Genomic DNA, 17,981 nt, shown 5'->3' with positions numbered 1-17,981 from the left:
CTAGCGAGCCGGTGATCGCCCGGCTACGGCGGAAAGTCGGGCGTACGTTGGAGATCATGACGGAGTCCCTGCCCGCGGTGAGCCGCACCGCCGTCGGTGTCGCCGCGCTGCGCGCGTACGAAAGCAGCCGCCCGGACCGCCTCTTCGACGATCCGTACGCGGCCGCGTTCGCCGAAGCCGGCCGCTCGGCGCTGCCCGCCGCCGGAGAGGGGCTCGGCACGCTGTTCTACCCGCAGGTGGTGATCCGCACCCGGTTCTACGACGACCACCTGCTCGGCAGCGGCTGCGCGCAGATCGTGCTGCTCGCCGCCGGGCTGGACACGCGGGCGTTCCGGCTCGCCTGGCCGGCCGGCACGCGCGTGTTCGAGCTGGACCTGCCGGAGGTGCTCGCGTTCAAGGACCACGTGCTGGCCGAGCAGGGCGCGGCGCCGTCCGGCGACCGGGTCGTCGTGCCGGTGGACCTGCGCGAGGACTGGGCCACAGCGCTGCGTGAGCGCGGGTTCGACCCGGCCGCACCGACCGCGTGGCTGGCCGAAGGCCTGCTCATCTACCTCACGCCCGAGGAGGCCGAGGGGCTGCTGACCACCGTCGGCGACCTGTCGGCGCCGGGCAGCCGGATCGCGTTCGAGCACCGCGCGGACAGCTCACCGGGGAGCATGATCGCCCGTGCGAAGGCGGCTGCGGGCGGCAAGCACGTCACGTCCCTGTGGCGCGGCGAGCTCGGCGGCCGCGCACCGGAGTGGCTGGCCGCCCACGGCTGGGAGCCGTCGACGGTCACCCGCGCCGAGCTGGCCACCGCCTACGGCCGGCCGTCGGACGACGACGCGACCGCCGGCGGATTCGTGGCCGCCGTGCGTCAGTGACAACCGGGGCTTTCGCCCCGAGCCGGGGGCTTCGCCACCCGGACCCCCGAACAGCGGGTCAGAGCTCGACGTTGCGGTAGAGCGCGCCCACCTCGGTCTTCGTCAGCCGCCGGATCGAGCCGACGCGCTGGTTGCCGAGCTGGACGTCGCCGATCGCGGTGCGGACCAGCTTGAGCACCGGGTGGCCGGTGTCCTTGAGCAGGCGGCGCACGATGTGCTTCTTGCCCTCGTGGATCACCAGCTCCACCAGCGACTTGCCGGAGTGCATGTCCTTGACGCGGAACTGGTCCACCTTGACGACGCCGTCCGGCAGCTCCCAGCCCTTGCGCAGCTCCTTGCCGAGCCCGCGCGGCACCAGGCCGTCGACCTCGGCGAGGTAGGTCTTGAGCACCCGGTAGGAGGGGTGCATCAACCGGTGGCCGAGGTCGCCGTCGTTCGTCAGCAGCAGCAGGCCCTCGGTGTTCTCGTCGAGCCGTCCGACGTGCACGACACCGGGCGTCTCCTCGTACCGGCCGCGCAGGTAGTCGCCGACGCAGGGGCGGCCGCGGTCGTCCGACATCGTCGAGTGCACGCCCTTGGGCTTGTTCAGGGCGAGGTAGATGAGGTCGTCGCGCAGGTTCACCCGGGTGCCGTCGACGTGGATGATCGCGTTGTCCGGGTCGACGCGGCGGCCCAGCTCGGTGACGACCTCGCCGTCCACCTCGACCCGGCCGGCGACGATCAGGTCCTCCGCCGCGCGCCGCGAGGCGACGCCGGCCTGCGAGAGCACCTTCTGCAGCCGGACGCCGTCGGGGTGTTCACTGGATGTCATCGATGGTGTCCACTTCGGGTAGCAACGGAGCGATGGGGGGCAGGTCGTTCAGTGACGACAGCCCCAGTCGCTCCAGGAACAGCTCGGTCGTCACGTACAGCGTGCCGGTCGTCTCGGGATCGGTCCCCATCTCTTCGATGAGGCCGCGCGCGAGGAGCGTCCGGATCACGCCGTCCACGTTCACGCCGCGCACCGCGGCGACCCGCGCGCGGGTCACCGGCTGCCGGTACGCGATCACGGCGAGGCTCTCCAGCGCGGCCCTGGTCAGCTTCGACCGCTGGCCGTCCAGCAGGAGCTTCTCCACGAACGGGGCATAGACGTCCCTAGTGTAGAACCGCCACCCTTCGCCGACGCGCCGCAGGTCGATCCCGGAGGCCCGGTCGGTGAACTTCTGCGCCATGGTCCGCAGGGCGACGATGATGCGCGACTTGGGCTGGCCGAGCGTGTCGGCGAGGAGTTCCTCGCTCGCCGGCGAGTCGACGATGAGCAGCAGCGCTTCGAGCGCGGCCTCGAGGGTCTCGTCGGAGGTGACATCCGGCATGGCGTCGGCGTCCCCGGCGGCGACCAGGTCCGACTCGGGATCCCCGGGGCCGGCTTCCGGCTCGAGTTCGGCTTCGGCTTCGGCCGGAGCGGGCTCGGGCTCGGGCTCGGGCTCGGGCTCGGGCTCGGACTCGAGCTCGGGAGCATCCGCGACGGTGTCTTCCCCTGCGAGAGGCTCCACCGGCTCGCCGTCCTCGGTCACCGGCTCGCCGGACAGGGCCTCGTCCAGCGCCAGCTCCGCCGCGGCCTCTTCCGGCTCGCCGACCGGCGGCACCGGCGCCTCGGCGACTTCGTTGTTCTCCGGGCTCACCCGTACTCCTCTTCGTCTCCGAACGCGCGGTCCACCTCGGCCGCCGCGGAGGCTTCTTCCTTCGAGCCGCCCGTCCAGCGGACGTGCAGCTCGGCCAGTGCCTCGGTCTGCTCGAACTGGACCGTCGCCTCGCGGTAGAGCTCCAGCAGCGCCAGGAAGCGCGCCACGATCTCCACCGTGTGCTCGCAGTCGTCGACCAGCTCACCGAACGTCGCCTGGCCGCGCTCGGCGAGCATCACCCGCAGGATCGCCGCGTGCTCGCGCACCGAAATGCGGCCCATGTGGATGTGGGCGATCGACACCGTCGGCGGCGGCTTCGGGCGGAACACCGCCACCGCGATGTCGGCGAACTTCTGCGGCGTCACGCCCAGCATCACCTCGGGCAGCAGCCCGACGAACCGCTCCCCCAGCGCCACCGACCGCGGGTAGCGCCGGAGCGCGTTCTGCTCCAGCTCGCCGAACAGCGCCGCCACCTGCTTGTACGCGCGGTACTGCAGGATCCGCGCGAACAGCAGGTCGCGGGCTTCGAGCAGCGCGAGGTCGTCTTCGCTCTCCACCTCGGCCGAGGGCAGCAGCCGGGCCGCCTTCAGGTCCAGCAGCGTCGCCGCGATGACGAGGAACTCCGTCGTCTCGTCGAGGTTCCAGTCCGTGCCCAGCGCGCGCGTGTAGGCGATGAAGTCGTCGGTGACCCGGTGCAACGCCACCTCGGTGACGTCCAGCTGGTGCTGCGAGATCAGCTGCAGCAGCAGGTCGAACGGCCCTTCGAAGTTGGCCAGCCGCACCTTGAACTTCGACGTGCTCAGTTCTTCGGTGTTGACGCCTTCGGGGATCATCCCGCCGTGCACCGTCTGGTGCACTTCGGGAACCTGTTCCTCCGGAGCCGGTTCCGGCTCGTCCATCAGCCCTCGGTTTCGCCGCCGTCTGAGCCGACCACCCGCAGCCGCTGCACCAGCACGGATTCCTCGCCGTTCTGGTCGAAGTCGGCCAGCAGGACCGCGACGGCCTCGCGGACCAGGCGGCCGCGGTCGACGACCAGGTCGTGCTTCGCGCGCAGCGTCAGCCGGGCCTGCTCCATCGCGACGAGCTCGTCGCCGGAGACGTACACGGTGATCTTCGCGTCGTGCTTGGTGCGGCCCGAGCCGTGCGGGGCCGCGCTGCGGGCGAGCTGTTCCGCGCGGCCGTTGCCCGCGGGCTTGGGCTTCGCGGCGGGCTCGGTGGGCTCGGCGGGCTCGGCCGGGGGCTGGGGAGGGAGATCGAGGGCGGGGCTGGCGGTGCTGGTCGTGATCCTGAAGAGTTCCGACGCTCCGGGCAGGGAGGCGCGCCTGCTCACCGAGCGATCACCTCGCGGGCCAGCTGGCGGTACGCCGCCGCGCCGGCCGACTTGGGCGCCCAGGTCGTGATCGGCTCACCCGCGACCGTCGTCTCGGGGAACCGCACGGTGCGGTTGATGACCGTGTCGAACACGGTCTCGCCGAATGCCTCCACCACGCGAGCCATGACCTCCTTCGAATGCAGGGTTCTCGGGTCGTACATGGTGGCGAGAATCCCCACGATGTCCAGTTTGGGGTTGAGGCGTTCCTGGACCTTCTCGATGGTGTCGATCAGGAGAGCTACGCCTCGCAGACTGAAGAACTCGCACTCCAGCGGGATGATCACGCCGTCCGCGGCGGTCAGCGCGTTCACCGTGAGCAGGCCGAGCGAGGGCTGGCAGTCGACAAGAACATAGTCGTAGTCGTTCATGACCGGACGAAGGACCCGTAACAACGTGTGCTCGCGCCCCACCTCGGCGACGAGCTGGACCTCGGCGGCGGACAGGTCGATGTTGCTCGGCAGCAGGTCAACGCCGTCGACACGGGTTTTCATCAGCACGTCGGTGGCGCTGACCGACCGCTCCATGATGGCGTTGTAGACCGTCTGGTCCAGCTCGTGCGGCTGGATGCCGAGGCCGACCGCGAGCGCGCCCTGCGGGTCGAAGTCGACGAGCAGCACCTTGCGCCCGTACTCAGCGAGCGCGGCCCCCAGGTTGATGGTCGACGTCGTCTTGCCGACGCCGCCCTTCTGGTTGCACATCGCCATGATCTTGGCCGGGCCGTGCTTCTCCAGCGGCGCCGGGTCGGGGTGCTCGCGGATCGGGCGGCCGGTCGGGCCGATGCCCTCCAGCTTCACCTTCTTGCCGTTGCGCTCCTGCGGCTCGTCGCCGTCGTGGAGTTCCGGCGTCGCGATCTTGACGTCGTTGAGGTTCGCCGCCGCCGACCCGGCGGACTCGGCCGGGTGGGCCGGCTGGTTCGGTGTCGACATGGCGAGAAGGCTCCTTGTTCGTCGCGTCCGCCGCAGCCTATGTCCGGAGTCCGAGCCCCGGCAAAGCAACGCGCCGGACTCGACGGGGCAATGTCACTCGACCGTCGGTGCAGGCTGGGAAGGCCCTCGGCCCTTTCTAGGGCCGTCTAGCCCAACGCTCGCGGGTGCGCTGTTGCGTACACCTCGCGCAGGGTGTTGACCGTGACCAGCGTGTACACCTGGGTCGTCGTCACCGAGGCGTGGCCGAGCAGTTCCTGGACGACGCGGACGTCGGCGCCGCCTTCGAGCAGGTGCGTGGCGAAGGAGTGGCGGAGCGTGTGCGGTGACACGGCGGCTTCGATCCCCGCGCGTCCGGCGGTGTCCTTGAGGACCTGCCACGCGCTCTGCCGCGACAGCCGGCTGCCGCGGGCGTTGAGGAACAGCGCCGCGGTGCCCCGGCCGTGCGCGGCGAGCGCCGGGCGGGCGCGGACGGTGTAGGCGTGCAGCGCGGCGAGCGCGGGACGGCCGATCGGCACCAGCCGCTGCTTGCCGCCCTTGCCGTCGAGCAGCACGGTTCGTTCGGCGGCGTCGACGTCGTCGACGTCCAGCCCGACGGCCTCGGAGATCCGGGCGCCGGTGGAGTAGAGCACCTCCAGCAGCGCCCGGTCGCGCAGCGCGCGCTCGCCGTCCGGGGGCGGGGTCTCGAGCAGCCGCAGCACGTCGTCGACCGGCAGGGCCTTGGGCAGCCGCTTCGCGGGTGTCGGCGGCCGGACCTCGCGGGCCGGGTTGTGCTCGGTGAGGCCCTCGGCGTGCACGAACTTGTGCAGGCCCCGCACGGCGACCAGGGCCCGGGCGGCCGACGACGCGGCCAGGGGCCGGTGCTCGTCGTCGCCTTCGCGCAGGGCGGCCCCGAAGGCGGTGACGTGCGCCGGGGTGACGTCGGCGACCTTCGCGACGCCCAGGGCGTCCAGGTGCGCGGCGTACCGGCGCAGGTCGCGGGCGTAGCTGTCCAGGGTGTTGCGCGCGGTCCCGCGTTCGACGACCAGGTGGTCGAGGTACGCGGCGATCACGCCGTCGGTGCTGCCCGCGGCTACCACGCCGTCACCATAGGCCGCCGGACGCTCGTGACCCGGCAGAAACCCCGTTCTCAGCTTCACGCGGTTACCGTGGATCCATGGAGTCCGACCAGCTCCGCATCGGCACCGCCGAGCGCGAGGAAGCGGCGAGGCTGCTCGCCGACCACTTCGGCATGGGCCGCATCACCCCGGACGAGTACGAGACCCGGGTGACCGACGCCTACGCGGCCGCCACCCTGGGCGACCTGCGGCCGCTGTTCCGCGACCTGCCCCAGCCGCACCCGGGCTTCTTCGGGCCACCACCGACACCGATGCCGCCGCCGATGTACCCCCAGCCCACGACGCAGCTGCCGATGTACGCGCCGCCGGCCCCGTACGCGCCGCAGCTGCCCGTCCCGTACTCCTACCGGTCGAAGACCGTGGCCGGGGTGCTGCAGATCGTGCTGCCCTTCGGCGTCGGCCGGTTCTACACCGGCCAGACCGGGCTGGCCCTGCTCCAGCTGTTCGTCGTGCTGTGCACCGGGATCGGCATCATCTGGCCGATCATCGACGGCATCGTGCTGCTGCGTGACGGCGGCCTGGACGCCCAGGGCCGCCCGCTGCGCCCGTAGCCCCAAGCGCCCCAAGGCGGCCTTGGTTGCGTCACACGCACCCAAGGCGGCCTTCGGTGCGTCACACGCACCGAAGGCCACATTGGGGCGCTTGGGCCGGGGGCTTGGGTCAGGACTGCTTGCGCTTGGCGAACGCCGTCGGGCGGTCGGCCCACGGGGCGTCCGCCGGGCGGGCCGAACCCGCGCCGGTGAGCACCGCGTACGTGGCCAGCACGCCCGACACGGTGGCGCCGTTCAGCAGCTCGCCGGCCAGGGCCATCCGGACCGCCTCGGCGAGCGGGAACTTGCGGATCACCAGGTCCGCCTCCTCCTCGCCGAGCACCTCGCGGTCCACATCGGACAGTCCGCGGGCCAGGAAGACCCGCACGACCTCGTCGGTGAAGCCGGGCGACGCCGCGACGTCGACCAGGGTCACCCAGTCGTCCGCGGCCAGGCCGGCCTCTTCGACCAGCTCGCGCTTGGCCGTCCCGACCGGGTCCTCGCCGAGGTGGTCGATCAGGCCCGCGGGCAGCTCCCACAGCCGGCGCCCGATCGGGTGCCGGTACTGGTGGATGAGCGTGACCTGCTGCTCGTCGTCCAGCGCGACGATCGCGACTGCGCCGAGGTGCTCGATCACCTCGCGGACCGCGGTCTCCCCGTCCGGCATCACCACGTCGTCGATGCGCAGGCCGACGACGCGTCCGATGTGGACGTCCCGGCTGGACGCGACGCTGAACTCGTGCTCGCCCGGCGCGCTCATCGGGCGGCCACCGGGGCCTCGGGCAGCTCGACCGGCAGCCGCTCGGCGACCTTGCGGTCCACCACGGCCTTGACGAACGCGCTGAACAGCGGGTGCGGCCGGGTCGGGCGGCTCTTGAGCTCCGGGTGGGCCTGCGTGCCGACGAAGAACGGGTGCTTGTCGGCGGGCAGCTCGACGAACTCGACCAGGCGGTCGTCCGGCGAGGTGCCCGAGAACACCAGGCCCGCGTCCGAGAGCTGCTTGCGGTAGGCGTTGTTGACCTCGTAGCGGTGCCGGTGCCGCTCGGAGACCTCGGTCGTGCCGTAGGCCTTCGCGACCTGCGAACCCGGCTTCAGCTTCGCCGGGTAGGCGCCCAGGCGCATGGTGCCGCCCATGTCCCGCTCCCCCGCGACGACGTCACGCTGGTCGGCCATGGTCGAGATCACCGGGTGTTCGGTGTTCTCGTCGAACTCCGACGACCCGGCGTCGGTGATCCCGGCCAGGTGCCGGGCCGCCTCGATGACCATGCACTGCAGGCCGAGGCACAGGCCGAGCAGCGGGACCCCGCGGGTGCGGGCGTACTCGATCGCGCCGACCTTGCCCTCGATGCCGCGGATGCCGAACCCGCCCGGGATCAGCACCCCGTCCACATCGGACAGCACGGAGGCCGCGCCGGACGCGGTCTGCGCGTCGTCGGAGGCGACCCAGACGATCTCGACCTTCGCGCGGTGCGCGAACCCGCCCGCACGCAGGGCCTCGGTGACCGAGAGGTAGGCGTCCGGCAGGTCGATGTACTTGCCGACGACGGCGATCCGCACGACCTCGTTCGGGTTGTGCACCCGGTCGAGCAGGTCGCCCCACACCGTCCAGTCGACGTCGCGGAACGGCAGGCCGAGGCGGCGGACGACGTAGGCGTCGAGCGCCTCGCGGTGCAGCACCTTCGGGATGTCGTAGATCGACCGCGCGTCCGGGCAGGCGATGACGGCCTCGGTGTCGACGTCGCACATCAAGCCGATCTTGCGCTTGAGGTCCTCGGGGATCTCCCGGTCGGCCCGGCAGACCAGCGCGTCCGGCTGGATGCCGATGTTGCGCAGCGCGGCGACCGAGTGCTGGGTCGGCTTCGTCTTGAGCTCGCCCGACGGCGCCAGGTACGGCACCAGCGAGACGTGCAGGAAGAAGCAGTGGTCGCGGCCGACGTCGTGGCGGACCTGGCGGCAGGCCTCCAGGAACGGCAGGGACTCGATGTCGCCGACCGTGCCGCCGACCTCGGTGATGACGACGTCCGGCGACTGACCGGTCTCGTCGGGGCCGGCGGCCGCGGTGATCCGGGCCTTGATCTCGTCGGTGATGTGCGGGATGACCTGCACGGTGTCGCCGAGGTACTCGCCGCGGCGCTCCTTGGCGATCACCTCCGAGTAGACCTGGCCGGTGGTGACGTTGGCCTTGCCGTCGAGGTCGCGGTCGAGGAACCGCTCGTAGTGCCCGATGTCGAGGTCGGTCTCGGCGCCGTCGTCGGTGACGAACACCTCACCGTGCTGGAACGGGTTCATCGTCCCGGGGTCGACGTTGAGATAGGGGTCGAGCTTCTGCATCGTGACGCGAAGCCCGCGTGCGGTAAGGAGCTGACCGAGGCTGGAAGCCGTGAGTCCCTTACCCAGAGAGGAGGCGACGCCTCCGGTGACAAAGACGTACTTGGTTGCCCGTGACTGAAGTCCCACGGGCCGCCAGCATATCCCACGCCCGCGGATCCGCGCGCTGTGACTCGCCCGACGCGCGTCTCGCGGCCCGAGCCACCCGCACGGGTGAGGTCAGGCCGCGACCCGCGCCGGACGCAGCCGCGGGCGCCCGGTGAGCGCCCGGCTCCCGGGCAGCCGCCGCAGGACCTCCACGATCAGGACGGTGAGGACGATCGTCGCCAGGTAGATGAGCACGCTCAGCCACGGCGCGCCGAACCGCGCCGCGACGTGCGGGATCACCGGCCCGAGCAGCGCCAGGGCGAGCGGGTGCACGAGGAAGATGCTGAACGACCGGTTCGCCGCCCACGAGACCAGCCGGGCCCCGCGGCTGCCCTCCCGGCGGCGCGCCGCCCACCTCGTGGCGAACGCGTAGATCGCCGCGATCACGGTGAGGAACCACGGGATCAGGTACGGCTGGAACGGATCGCTGGCCACCTGCGGGAACGTTCCACTGTGGACGGTACGGAAGTAGCACCACTCGGTGCCGGCCAGCACCGCGACGAGCGCGCCGCCCAGCAGCAGCCGGTGCCGCCCGGCCCAGGCGTGCACGGTCTCGAAGTGCATGGCCACCACGGCGCCGAACAGCGTGTAGAACTGGTACGGCAGGACCGTGCCGTACAGGTGGGTGATCGTTTCGTAGCTCACGCCGAGCGGCTGGTACGTCATGAACAGCGTGACGCCGACCTGCACCAGGCCGCTGCCGAGCAGCAGCCACTTGTGCTTGCCCTCGGTCACCCGCAGCACCTTCATCAGCAGCGGGAAGAGCAGGTAGACCTGCATCGTCACGAGCAGGAAGTACAGGTGGTACCAGGCCCCGCCGGTGACGAGGTCCTCGAGCAGCAGGCGCATCGACGCCTCGAGCGAGCCCGGCTGCTGCGCCCCGGTCACCAGGGAGTACGCCCAGAAGAACATCGACCACGCGAGGTAGGGCGTCGCGACCAGCGGGAGCCGCCGTTGCCAGAAGTCGCCGGCGGTGAACTCGCGCCGGCGGTTCTGGAACACGAGCACGAACCCGGTGAGCGCGAAGAACGCCTCGCGGGTGAAGTGCAACGGCGTCTCGACCGCGTTGGCCCCGACGTCCTGCGCGAAGTTCGTCGCGCCGACCACGTGGATGAGGATGACGCAGGCGAAGGTGATCAACCGGAAGAGGTCGATCTGGTGGAGGTAGGGCGCTTTGCCGCCCGGTCTCGCGGAGCGGGCGGGAGCCTCGAGCGTGGCCTGGGCAGTGGTCATCGTGCCGCCGATCCGGCACCGTCGTCGGCGTGGTTCACGTTCTCAGACTTGCCACCCATTCTGTGAATTTCCCATGAAGCCGCTGGGAAGCGCCTGTTGGCAGAGCTCATGGGGCGTGTCGGATATGCCACTTCCGCTCGGGGTGCGTCGCCGCGGTGATCATGTTAATGCTCAGCGTGAAGGGCCACCAAGCGGGCGTGGTGACGCGCGCTTGGTGGCCCCTGGTAACGGAAATCAGAAGGCAGCGGCCCCGTTCGGAGTACCGAGGCCCGTAGGGCCGTCATAGCCGGTGACCGCCGTGCAGAGGTAGCTGCCGCCGCACGAACCGTTGCTGCCGCCGCTCACGTCGTTGAGCGACGACGTGTGGGAGTAGACGGTGTTCGCCCCCGTGACGCCGCTGACACCGCCCAGCGCGTAGACACCGCCGACGAGCGGAGCGGCGACGCTGGTGCCGCCGAAGACCAGCCAGCCCGAGCGGCCTTGGTAGGCGGTGCTGTCGTAGACCGCGACCCCGGTGGCCGGGTCGGCGACCGCGCTGACGTCGGCCACGGTCCGCTTGCCGCACCCGCTGTCGGTCTGCCAAGACGGCTTGGCGATGTAGGCCGAGCAGCCGCTGCCCGCGCCGCTCCACGCCGTCTCGCTCCAGCCGCGCGCGTTCGACGCCTTCTTCAGGCTGGTGCCGCCGACCGCGGTGACGTACCGCGACGCGGCCGGGAACTCGACGCCGTACCCGGAGTCGCCGGAGCTGACCGTGATCGCGACGCCCGGGTGGTTGAAGTACTGGCCCTCGGAACTCGCCTCGCCGGAGAACTCGCTGCCGCCGTAGCTGTTGCTGACCACTTCGGCACCCAGCCGCACAGCGGTGTTGACCGCGGTGCCGAGGTTGGCGAAGCTCGACGAGGTGCCTTCGACCAGCAGGATGTTGCACTTCGGGCAGATCGCCGACGCCATGTCGAGGTCGAGGGAGATCTCCTGGGCCCAGCCGCCGTCCTTGCGGGGGTAGCCGGTGCCGCCGCTCTGGTCGGCCTTGGCGAAGCAGGGCGTGGTGCTCGCGTCGACCGTCGAGGGCGTGCAGGACGCGAGCGCGGGGATGCCGTACTGGGCGCGGTAGACGTTAACGTCGGCGAAGGCGGTCGGAGCGTCGTAGGCGTCCACGATGGCGATCGTGCGGCCGGCACCGGCGCTGCCCGCGAGCGAGCCGAGGTTGTACGCGGAGAGCAGGTCGGCCGGGCCCAGGCCGGACGGCGTCGCCGCCAGTGCGGCCGTGGTGTCGGTGTTGATCCAGGCGCTGCAGGCCGCGAACCCGGCCGGGGCGACCGAGCAGACGCGCTGGGCGTGGCCGTGGCCGGCGGGGGCCGCCTCGGCGACGCCGGTGACGGTGAGGGCGAGGGTGAAGGCGGCGGCGAAGACTGTCGCACTACGCACAGTGAACCTCCGGGAAAGCGGGGACACGGTCGGCGAGACCGGTGACCGACGACCGTAAGCCGCCGTTCGGCGGTGTGACACAGACCAAAGTCGCGTCACCGCTGGTGCGAACGGCTGAAAAAGCGGGCGCCGGGCACAATCGGTACCAAAGCGGCGGAGCTTCAGCCGGCAGGCCGCTCTTCGGGTTCTTCGCCGAACAGTGAACGCAGCGTGACCTCGCGGTTCACGCGCACGTGCTCCACCGCGGACGCCTTCGCGCGCTCCGCGTCCCTCGACGCGATCGCCTCGTACAGCCGGCGGTGCTCGTCGAGCAGCTCGGCCCAGTGCTCGTTCTGGCTCGTGAGCCAGCGGAGCCGGCCTTCCAGGGGCTGCAGCATCGTGGTCAGCAGCGCGTTGCCCGCGATGGCGACGATCTCGTCGTGGAACCGCGAGTTGAACACGGTGATCCGGGCCGCGTCCCCGCGGGCCGTCGCCCGGGCGGCGTCGGCGAGCACGCGCTCGAGCCGCTTCAGCTCCGCCGCACCCGCGCGGGCCGCCGCCAGCCCGGCGGCCAGCCCCTCGAGGGCCTCGCGGACGTCGAACAGCTCCTCGACGTCGACCCGCGCCAGCTGCCGGACGACGACCCGGCGCGGCGACTGCACGACGAGGAAGCCCTCGGCCTCGAGCGCGCGGATGGCCTCGCGGACCGGCACCCGGGAGACGCCGAGGTCTTCGGCCAGCTCCCGCTCGACCAGCCGGTCACCCGGGCGGAGCCGGCCGGTCAGGATCCGCTCGCGCAGCTCCTCGCGGACCCGCTGCCGGGTGGCCGCGAGGGGTTGCCGCTCGTTCACCGGACCCCTCTCGCTCAACACCGCCGTAACACGTCGTTACCCGAGTTTATCGGCCGGAGGGTTGACTCGCGTGGTCACCGGGGTGATATTTGGGATTCCAAAGTTTGGTATCCCAAATCGTCGTCGCTGCACGTCGATCGGAGGGCTCCGCATGACCGCCGCCCCGCTCACCGAACCGTCGCAAGAGTCCGCCACCCCGCCCGATCCCCGGCTGTGGAACGAAGACCTCGCCCCGGCGGAGGAACGCCGCTGGAAGGTCTACGACATCTTCGCGCTGTGGATGTCCGACGTGCACAACCTCGGCAACTACACCTTCGCGGCCGGACTGTTCGTGCTCGGCCTGTCGGCCTGGCAGGTGTTCACCGCGCTGCTGTTCGGGTTCGTCATCATCTACGCCGGGATGAACCTGATGGGCCGGATCGGGCAGCGCACCGGCGTCCCGTTCCCGGTCGTGGCGCGGATCAGCTTCGGCACGTTCGGCGCCAACCTGCCCGCGCTGATCCGCGCGGTCATCGCGATCTTCTGGTACGGCATCCAGACCTACCTCGCCAGCGTCGCCATCACGCTGCTGGTGCTGACCATCGACCCGAACCTGAAACCGCTGACCGAACACGGGTTCCTCGGCCTGCACGCCCTCGGCTGGATCTGCTTCGTCGCGCTGTGGGCGGTCCAGGCGCTCATCCTGACCCGCGGCATGGAGTCGGTGCGCAAGTTCCAGGACTGGTGCGGCCCGGCGATCTGGGTGGTGATGATCGCCCTCGCCGTCTGGATCCTCGCCGCCGGGCACTGGAACATCTCCTTCACCAGCAGCCCGAAGCAGCTGTCCACCGGGGAACAGATCCGGCAGTGGTTCGGCGCGGCCGGGCTCATCCTGGCCACCTACGGCACGCTCATGCTCAACTTCTGCGACTTCTCCCGCTTCGCCCCGGACCAGAAGACGGTCAAGCGCGGCAACTTCTGGGGCCTGCCGATCAACTCGACGGCGTTCGCGCTGCTGTCGGTGATCGTCACCGCGGGCAGCATGCAGGTGTTCGGCGAGGCCATCACCGACCCGGCCGAACTGCTGGCCAAGGTGCACAACACGCCGGTGCTGATCGTCGGCGCACTGACCTTCGCGGTGGCGACCATGGGCGTCAACATCGTCGCCAACTTCGTCTCCCCCGCTTACGACCTGGCCAACATCTGGCCGAAGCGGATCACCTTCACCGTCGGCGGCATGATCAGCGCGGTCGCCGCCCTGTGCGTGCTGCCGTGGAAGCTGTACTCGTCCCCGGCGGTGGTCAACTACTTCCTCGGCGGGCTCGGCGCGTTCCTCGGCCCGCTGTTCGGGATCATGATCGTCGACTACTACCTGATCCGGCGCGGCAAGGTCGACGTCGCCCAGCTGTTCGTCGACGGCGGGAGCTACCCGCGGGTGAATCCCCGTGCGCTGGTGACGTTCTTCCCGACCGCCGCGCTGTCCGCGGTGATCGCGTTGGTGCCGTTCTTCGCGCCGGCCGCGCCGTACTCGTGGTTCATCGGCACGGCGTCGTCGGCCCTGCTCTACTTCGCGGTTTCGAGGAACCATCGATGAGGATCGTCGTCACCAACTGCAACACCACCGAGGCGATGACGAAGGAGATCGAAGCCGGGGCCCGCGCGGCCGCGAGTCCCGGCACCGAGATCCTGGCGCGGACACCGAAGTGGGGCCCGGAGTCGGCCGAAGGCTGGCTGGACAGCTTCCTGTCCGCGGCGGCCGTGCTGGACCTGCTGCGCGGCCTGGACGAACCGTTCGACGCCGTCGTGCTCGCCGGGTTCGGTGAGCACGGCCGCGAGGGCGCGCGCGAGCTGCTCGACGTCCCGGTCGTCGACATCACCGAGGCCGCCGCGCACCTGGCCTGCCTGCTCGGCCGCCGCTACGGCGTGGTGACCACTTTGGACCGGACGTGCGGGCTGATCGAGGACAGCCTGCACGCCGCGGGGGTCGCGCAGAACTGCGTCGTGGTCACCGGAGCCGGGCTCGGCGTGCTGGAACTGACCGACGAACGCCGGACGGAGTCGGCGTTGCTGACCGCCGGCCGCCGCGCGCGGGACGCCAGCGCGGAGGTGCTCGTGCTCGGCTGCGCCGGGATGACCGGCCTGGACCGGAAGATCGCGACGATGCTGGGCATCCCGGTCATCGACGGCGTCGCCGCCGCGGTCCGGCTCGCGGAATCCCTGGTGGCGTTGGGCCTCACCACCAGCCGCGCCGGTTCGTACGCGCGTCCGATCGCCAAGCGCCGCACCTGGCCCGCGGATTGACACCTGCCGCACGAGGACGTCAGAATCCCTGCAGCCGTACCGCCGCCCGGTGACGACGTGGGGATTTCGACGTCCCCGAAAGGCGGTCGACGTGCGAAGAGTTCTCGGCGCGCTGGCGGTTTCCGCGAGCGTGCTCCTGGTCCCGGTGAGCGGGACGGCCGTGGCCGCCTCCCCGCCGCACACGGTCGTCACCGACGGCGCCGAGCTCGCGGGCATCCGGCAGGCGGTCCGCAGCGGCCACGCCACGACGGCCCAGCGTGCCGCGCTGAAAGTCGTGCTGGACAAGGCGAACACCGCGCTGACGGCCGGGCCGTGGTCGGTCACGCAGAAGCCGTCCGCGCCCCCGAGCGGCGACAAGCACGACTACCTGAGCCAGGCGCCGTACTGGTGGGCCAGTCAGCCGAAGACGCCGGAGAACCAGCAGGGCTGCCCGTACGTCAGCAAGGACGGCCAGCGCAACCCCGAAGCCGACGCGATCACCGACCACACCTACCGGATGTGGGCGTGGGACGCGATGTACTACCTCTCGCTGGCCTGGTACTACACCGGCGACGCCCGGTACGCGAAGCGGGCGGCGCTGGACATCCGGACGTGGTTCCTCGACCCGGCGACGCGGATGAACCCGAACATGACGTACTCACAGGTCATCCCGTGCAAGAACACCGTCAGCGGCACCGGGATCATCGACTCCACGCAGTCGTTCAGCCAGCTCATGGACGCGTTCGCGCTCCTCGACGGCGGCGCGCCGGGCTGGACCGGCAAGGACCGCTCGGGCATCAAGGCGTGGCTGACGCAGTACCTGAGCTGGATGCAGACCAGCCCGCAGGCGAAGCTGGAACTGGCCGCCACCAACAACCACGGCACGTTCCTCGACATGCAGAACGCGGCGATCTCGGCGTACCTGGGGAAGCGCTCGGACGCGAAGAAGATCGTGCTGGAGGCGGAGCAGAAGCGCTTCCCGGTGCAGTTCGCCGCCGACGGCAGCCAGCCGCTCGAGCTGGCGCGCACGATGTCGTGGCACTACGCCAACTTCAACCTCACGGCGTGGGGCCGGCTGGCCGAGATCGGGAAGAACCTCGGTGTCGACGTGTGGAAGTACCGAGCGGCGAACGGGGTGACGCTGCGGAAGGTCGTGGACCAGCTGATCCCGGCCGCCCGGCAGGGCGCCGCCGCCTGGCCCCACCAGCAGATCGGCGTGTTCGACCAGTCGATCGCCGCCGACATCTTCCACGCGGCGGCCGAGGAAGCGCACGACACCGACGCGGCCGCCGCGTTGCGGGGGATGCCGTTGCCCGCGGGCGGCGACACCTGGGCGGTGCGCGTTTCGTGCTTCCCGCTCGACCCCCCACTGAAGTAGGGACTCCGCCCGAAAATCCGGACACCGCAGCCCATAGCGCACGCCCGCCAGAATTGGTCTAGTCCAAAGTATTGACACCGCGTGTCCACGCGCGCACATTCGTGAACGGGGCCGGACCCGCTCGTGAACGACCATCGCGTACGCCCTCTCCCGCGCCGTCGCGGCCGGGAGAGGGCCGTCCGCCTGCGCGAGGAGACGCCATGCAGCGAAGATTGGCCCTGGTCGCGGCCGCGGCCGCCGCCGTCGTGACCGGCGCACTGACGGTCGCCGGTCCGGCGGCCCCCGGTGCGGCCGCCGCGACTTCCGGCGGGGTCCGGATCGCCTACTACGACCAGTGGAGCATCTACCAGAACGCCTACTACCTGAAGAACGTCGACGCGATCGCCGGCGACCTCGACTACCTGCTCTACGACTTCGAGAACATCGACCCCACCAACCTGACCTGCTTCGAGAACACGAAGGCGACGACACCGGATCCGGGCGGGGAAAGCGACCCGAACGCCGGTGACGGCGGCGAGGACCAGTTCGCCGACTACCAGAAGACGTTCGGCTCGGACATCAGCGTCGACGGCACCGCCGACACGTGGAACCAGCCGATCGTCGGGAACTTCCACCAGCTGCAGGAACTCAAGGCGAAGCACCCGAACCTGAAGGTGCTGCTGTCGATCGGCGGCTGGACGTACTCGAAGTACTTCTCCGACGCCGCCGCGACCGACGCGTCCCGCAAGAAGTTCGTCAGCTCCTGCCTCGACATGTTCATCAAGGGCAACATCCCGGCGGCCGGCGGCTACGGCGGCCCGGGCACCGCGGCGGGCATCTTCGACGGCATCGACATCGACTGGGAGTACCCGGGTTCGCCGACCGGGCACGTCGGCAACCACTACAGCGCCGCCGACACCGCGAACTACACCGCCCTGCTGGCCGAGTTCCGCACCGAACTGGACGCCTTGGGCGGCAAGCACTACGCGCTCTCGGCCGCGCTGCCGGGCGGGCAGGACAAGATCGCGAAGATCCAGACCGACAAGATCGGGCAGTACCTGGACTTCGGCAACGCGATGACCTACGACATGCACGGCGCGTGGGACGCGACCGGGCCGACGAACTTCCAGGACCCGCTGTACTCCTCGCCGAACGACCCGTCGGGGACGATCCCGCCGGGCACGGAGAAGTACACGACCGACTCGGTGATCAAGGACTACCTGCACGGCAACAGCGCGTACGGCATCGCGGGCGGGTTCCCGGCGGGCAAGCTGACGCTCGGCGTCCCGTTCTACTACCGCGGCTGGACCGGGGTGCCGTCCGGCTCGAACCACGGCCTGTACCAGTCGGCTTCGGGCCCGTCGCCGGGTCACGCCTTGAGCGGCAACGTCCCCGGCGTCGCGATGTACAAGGAACTGTCCGGGGTGGTCGACAACCCGGCGGACACGTTCTGGGACCCGGTCACGCAGTCGGCCTGGTTCTACGACGGGACGAACTTCTACGGCGGCTCGTCGGCGCAGTCGGTCAAGGCCCGCACGGACTACATCCACTGCACGGGTCTCGGCGGCGCGATGATGTTCTCGCTCTACGACCTCGACCCGGGCTCGACGCTGTTCCACGCGGTGGTCAACGGCCTCGCGGCCTCGACGCCGAACTGCTCGGCGCCGCCGACCACCACCCCGACGACACCCACGACCCCGACCACGCCCACGACCCGGACCACTCCGCCGACGACCACCACACCACCGACGACCACCACACCGCCCACGACCACGACACCGCCGTCGATCCCCGCGTGGGCGCCGAACACGGCGTACGCGACGGGCGCGAAGGTGACCTACAACGGCGTCACGTACACGTGCCGCCAGGCCCACACTTCACTGGTGGGCTGGGAACCGCCGAACGTCCCGGCCCTCTGGCTCGCGGGCTGAGCCG

Annotated in this window: 17 protein-coding genes; 6 read left to right on the top strand and 11 right to left on the bottom strand. The window is 70.7% G+C overall.

Going from position 1 to position 17,981, the window contains the following annotated elements:
• Positions 1 to 56: 56 nt before the first annotated feature.
• The gene (locus ACLJPY_RS40840; protein WP_410596331.1) at positions 57 to 863 is read left to right on the top strand and encodes an SAM-dependent methyltransferase; all 807 of its coding nucleotides are present in this window, start codon (positions 57 to 59) and stop codon (positions 861 to 863) included.
• Positions 864 to 921: 58 nt separating this feature from the next.
• On the opposite strand, the gene ACLJPY_RS40835 is transcribed toward ACLJPY_RS40840, so the two are convergent.
• From ACLJPY_RS40835 to xerD, 6 genes are all read right to left on the bottom strand, one after another.
• Positions 922 to 1,674, bottom strand: coding sequence for a pseudouridine synthase (locus ACLJPY_RS40835; RefSeq protein WP_410596330.1), 753 nt, complete (start codon positions 1,672 to 1,674; stop codon positions 922 to 924).
• A complete protein-coding gene (scpB, locus tag ACLJPY_RS40830) occupies positions 1,661 to 2,524 on the bottom strand; it encodes an SMC-Scp complex subunit ScpB (protein WP_410596329.1) in 864 nt (287 codons plus the stop codon). Before scpB ends, ACLJPY_RS40835 begins: the two co-directional genes overlap by 14 nt.
• Positions 2,521 to 3,423, bottom strand: a complete 903-nt coding sequence (locus tag ACLJPY_RS40825; RefSeq protein ID WP_410596328.1) for a segregation and condensation protein A — start codon at positions 3,421 to 3,423, stop codon at positions 2,521 to 2,523. Before ACLJPY_RS40825 ends, scpB begins: the two co-directional genes overlap by 4 nt.
• Positions 3,423 to 3,854 carry a cobyrinic acid a,c-diamide synthase gene (locus ACLJPY_RS40820; protein ID WP_410596327.1) on the bottom strand — a complete coding sequence of 144 codons (432 nt, stop codon included), beginning with the start codon at positions 3,852 to 3,854 and terminating at the stop codon, positions 3,423 to 3,425. Before ACLJPY_RS40820 ends, ACLJPY_RS40825 begins: the two co-directional genes overlap by 1 nt.
• Positions 3,851 to 4,822, bottom strand: coding sequence for a ParA family protein (locus ACLJPY_RS40815; protein ID WP_410596326.1), 972 nt, complete (start codon positions 4,820 to 4,822; stop codon positions 3,851 to 3,853). The genes ACLJPY_RS40820 and ACLJPY_RS40815 overlap by 4 nt, the downstream gene beginning before the upstream one ends.
• A gap of 146 nt (positions 4,823 to 4,968) precedes the next feature.
• The gene (xerD, locus tag ACLJPY_RS40810; RefSeq protein WP_410596534.1) at positions 4,969 to 5,871 is read right to left on the bottom strand and encodes a site-specific tyrosine recombinase XerD; all 903 of its coding nucleotides are present in this window, start codon (positions 5,869 to 5,871) and stop codon (positions 4,969 to 4,971) included.
• A gap of 104 nt (positions 5,872 to 5,975) precedes the next feature.
• On the opposite strand from xerD, the gene ACLJPY_RS40805 reads away from it, so the two are divergent.
• Positions 5,976 to 6,488: a DUF1707 domain-containing protein gene (locus ACLJPY_RS40805; RefSeq protein ID WP_410596325.1), complete on the top strand. Its 513-nt coding sequence runs from the start codon at positions 5,976 to 5,978 to the stop codon at positions 6,486 to 6,488.
• A 109-nt stretch (positions 6,489 to 6,597) separates the two neighbouring features.
• Here ACLJPY_RS40805 and ACLJPY_RS40800 read toward each other — a convergent pair whose 3' ends face one another.
• From ACLJPY_RS40800 to ACLJPY_RS40780, 5 genes are all read right to left on the bottom strand, one after another.
• Positions 6,598 to 7,227 (bottom strand): NUDIX domain-containing protein, encoded by a 630-nt coding sequence (locus ACLJPY_RS40800; RefSeq protein ID WP_410596324.1) that lies wholly within the window; start codon positions 7,225 to 7,227, stop codon positions 6,598 to 6,600.
• Positions 7,224 to 8,924: a CTP synthase gene (locus ACLJPY_RS40795; RefSeq protein ID WP_410596323.1), complete on the bottom strand. Its 1,701-nt coding sequence runs from the start codon at positions 8,922 to 8,924 to the stop codon at positions 7,224 to 7,226. Before ACLJPY_RS40795 ends, ACLJPY_RS40800 begins: the two co-directional genes overlap by 4 nt.
• Positions 8,925 to 9,014: 90 nt before the next feature.
• Complete coding sequence (locus ACLJPY_RS40790) at positions 9,015 to 10,175, bottom strand: acyltransferase (RefSeq protein ID WP_410596322.1); 1,161 nt, start codon at positions 10,173 to 10,175, stop codon at positions 9,015 to 9,017.
• 234 nt (positions 10,176 to 10,409) lie between these two features.
• The gene (locus ACLJPY_RS40785) at positions 10,410 to 11,600 is read right to left on the bottom strand and encodes a S8 family serine peptidase (protein WP_410596321.1); all 1,191 of its coding nucleotides are present in this window, start codon (positions 11,598 to 11,600) and stop codon (positions 10,410 to 10,412) included.
• 161 nt (positions 11,601 to 11,761) lie between these two features.
• Positions 11,762 to 12,430, bottom strand: coding sequence for a GntR family transcriptional regulator (locus ACLJPY_RS40780; RefSeq protein WP_410596320.1), 669 nt, complete (start codon positions 12,428 to 12,430; stop codon positions 11,762 to 11,764).
• 151 nt (positions 12,431 to 12,581) lie between these two features.
• Between ACLJPY_RS40780 and ACLJPY_RS40775 the strand changes: the two genes are divergently transcribed.
• From ACLJPY_RS40775 to ACLJPY_RS40760, 4 genes are all read left to right on the top strand, one after another.
• The gene (locus tag ACLJPY_RS40775; protein ID WP_410596319.1) at positions 12,582 to 14,003 is read left to right on the top strand and encodes an NCS1 family nucleobase:cation symporter-1; all 1,422 of its coding nucleotides are present in this window, start codon (positions 12,582 to 12,584) and stop codon (positions 14,001 to 14,003) included.
• Entirely contained in the window at positions 14,000 to 14,710 is a 711-nt protein-coding gene (locus ACLJPY_RS40770) for an aspartate/glutamate racemase family protein (protein ID WP_410596318.1), read from the top strand. Before ACLJPY_RS40775 ends, ACLJPY_RS40770 begins: the two co-directional genes overlap by 4 nt.
• Before the next feature lie 91 nt (positions 14,711 to 14,801).
• Positions 14,802 to 16,067 (top strand): alginate lyase family protein, encoded by a 1,266-nt coding sequence (locus ACLJPY_RS40765; protein ID WP_410596317.1) that lies wholly within the window; start codon positions 14,802 to 14,804, stop codon positions 16,065 to 16,067.
• A 200-nt stretch (positions 16,068 to 16,267) separates the two neighbouring features.
• Positions 16,268 to 17,977: a glycosyl hydrolase family 18 protein gene (locus ACLJPY_RS40760; RefSeq protein WP_410596316.1), complete on the top strand. Its 1,710-nt coding sequence runs from the start codon at positions 16,268 to 16,270 to the stop codon at positions 17,975 to 17,977.
• Positions 17,978 to 17,981: the final 4 nt, after the last annotated feature.

Source organism: Amycolatopsis sp. lyj-23 (assembly GCF_046549135.1).
Taxonomy (GTDB): Bacteria; Actinomycetota; Actinomycetes; order Mycobacteriales; family Pseudonocardiaceae; genus Amycolatopsis.
Note: the sequence above shows the minus strand (reverse complement) of the source record. Positions and strands in the feature narration are given on the sequence as shown.

Excerpts from the sequence above, each read along its gene's own strand:
- ACLJPY_RS40840 (WP_410596331.1), top strand. The coding sequence starts at position 57 with ATGACGGAGTCCCTGCCCGCGGTGAGCCGCACCGCCGTCGGTGTCGCC.
- ACLJPY_RS40835 (WP_410596330.1), bottom strand. The coding sequence starts at position 1,674 with ATGACATCCAGTGAACACCCCGACGGCGTCCGGCTGCAGAAGGTGCTC.
- ACLJPY_RS40825 (WP_410596328.1), bottom strand. The coding sequence starts at position 3,423 with ATGGACGAGCCGGAACCGGCTCCGGAGGAACAGGTTCCCGAAGTGCAC.
- ACLJPY_RS40815 (WP_410596326.1), bottom strand. The coding sequence starts at position 4,822 with ATGTCGACACCGAACCAGCCGGCCCACCCGGCCGAGTCCGCCGGGTCG.
- ACLJPY_RS40805 (WP_410596325.1), top strand. The coding sequence starts at position 5,976 with ATGGAGTCCGACCAGCTCCGCATCGGCACCGCCGAGCGCGAGGAAGCG.
- ACLJPY_RS40800 (WP_410596324.1), bottom strand. The coding sequence starts at position 7,227 with ATGAGCGCGCCGGGCGAGCACGAGTTCAGCGTCGCGTCCAGCCGGGAC.
- ACLJPY_RS40790 (WP_410596322.1), bottom strand. The coding sequence starts at position 10,175 with ATGACCACTGCCCAGGCCACGCTCGAGGCTCCCGCCCGCTCCGCGAGA.
- ACLJPY_RS40775 (WP_410596319.1), top strand. The coding sequence starts at position 12,582 with ATGACCGCCGCCCCGCTCACCGAACCGTCGCAAGAGTCCGCCACCCCG.
- ACLJPY_RS40770 (WP_410596318.1), top strand. The coding sequence starts at position 14,000 with ATGAGGATCGTCGTCACCAACTGCAACACCACCGAGGCGATGACGAAG.
- ACLJPY_RS40760 (WP_410596316.1), top strand. The coding sequence starts at position 16,268 with ATGCAGCGAAGATTGGCCCTGGTCGCGGCCGCGGCCGCCGCCGTCGTG.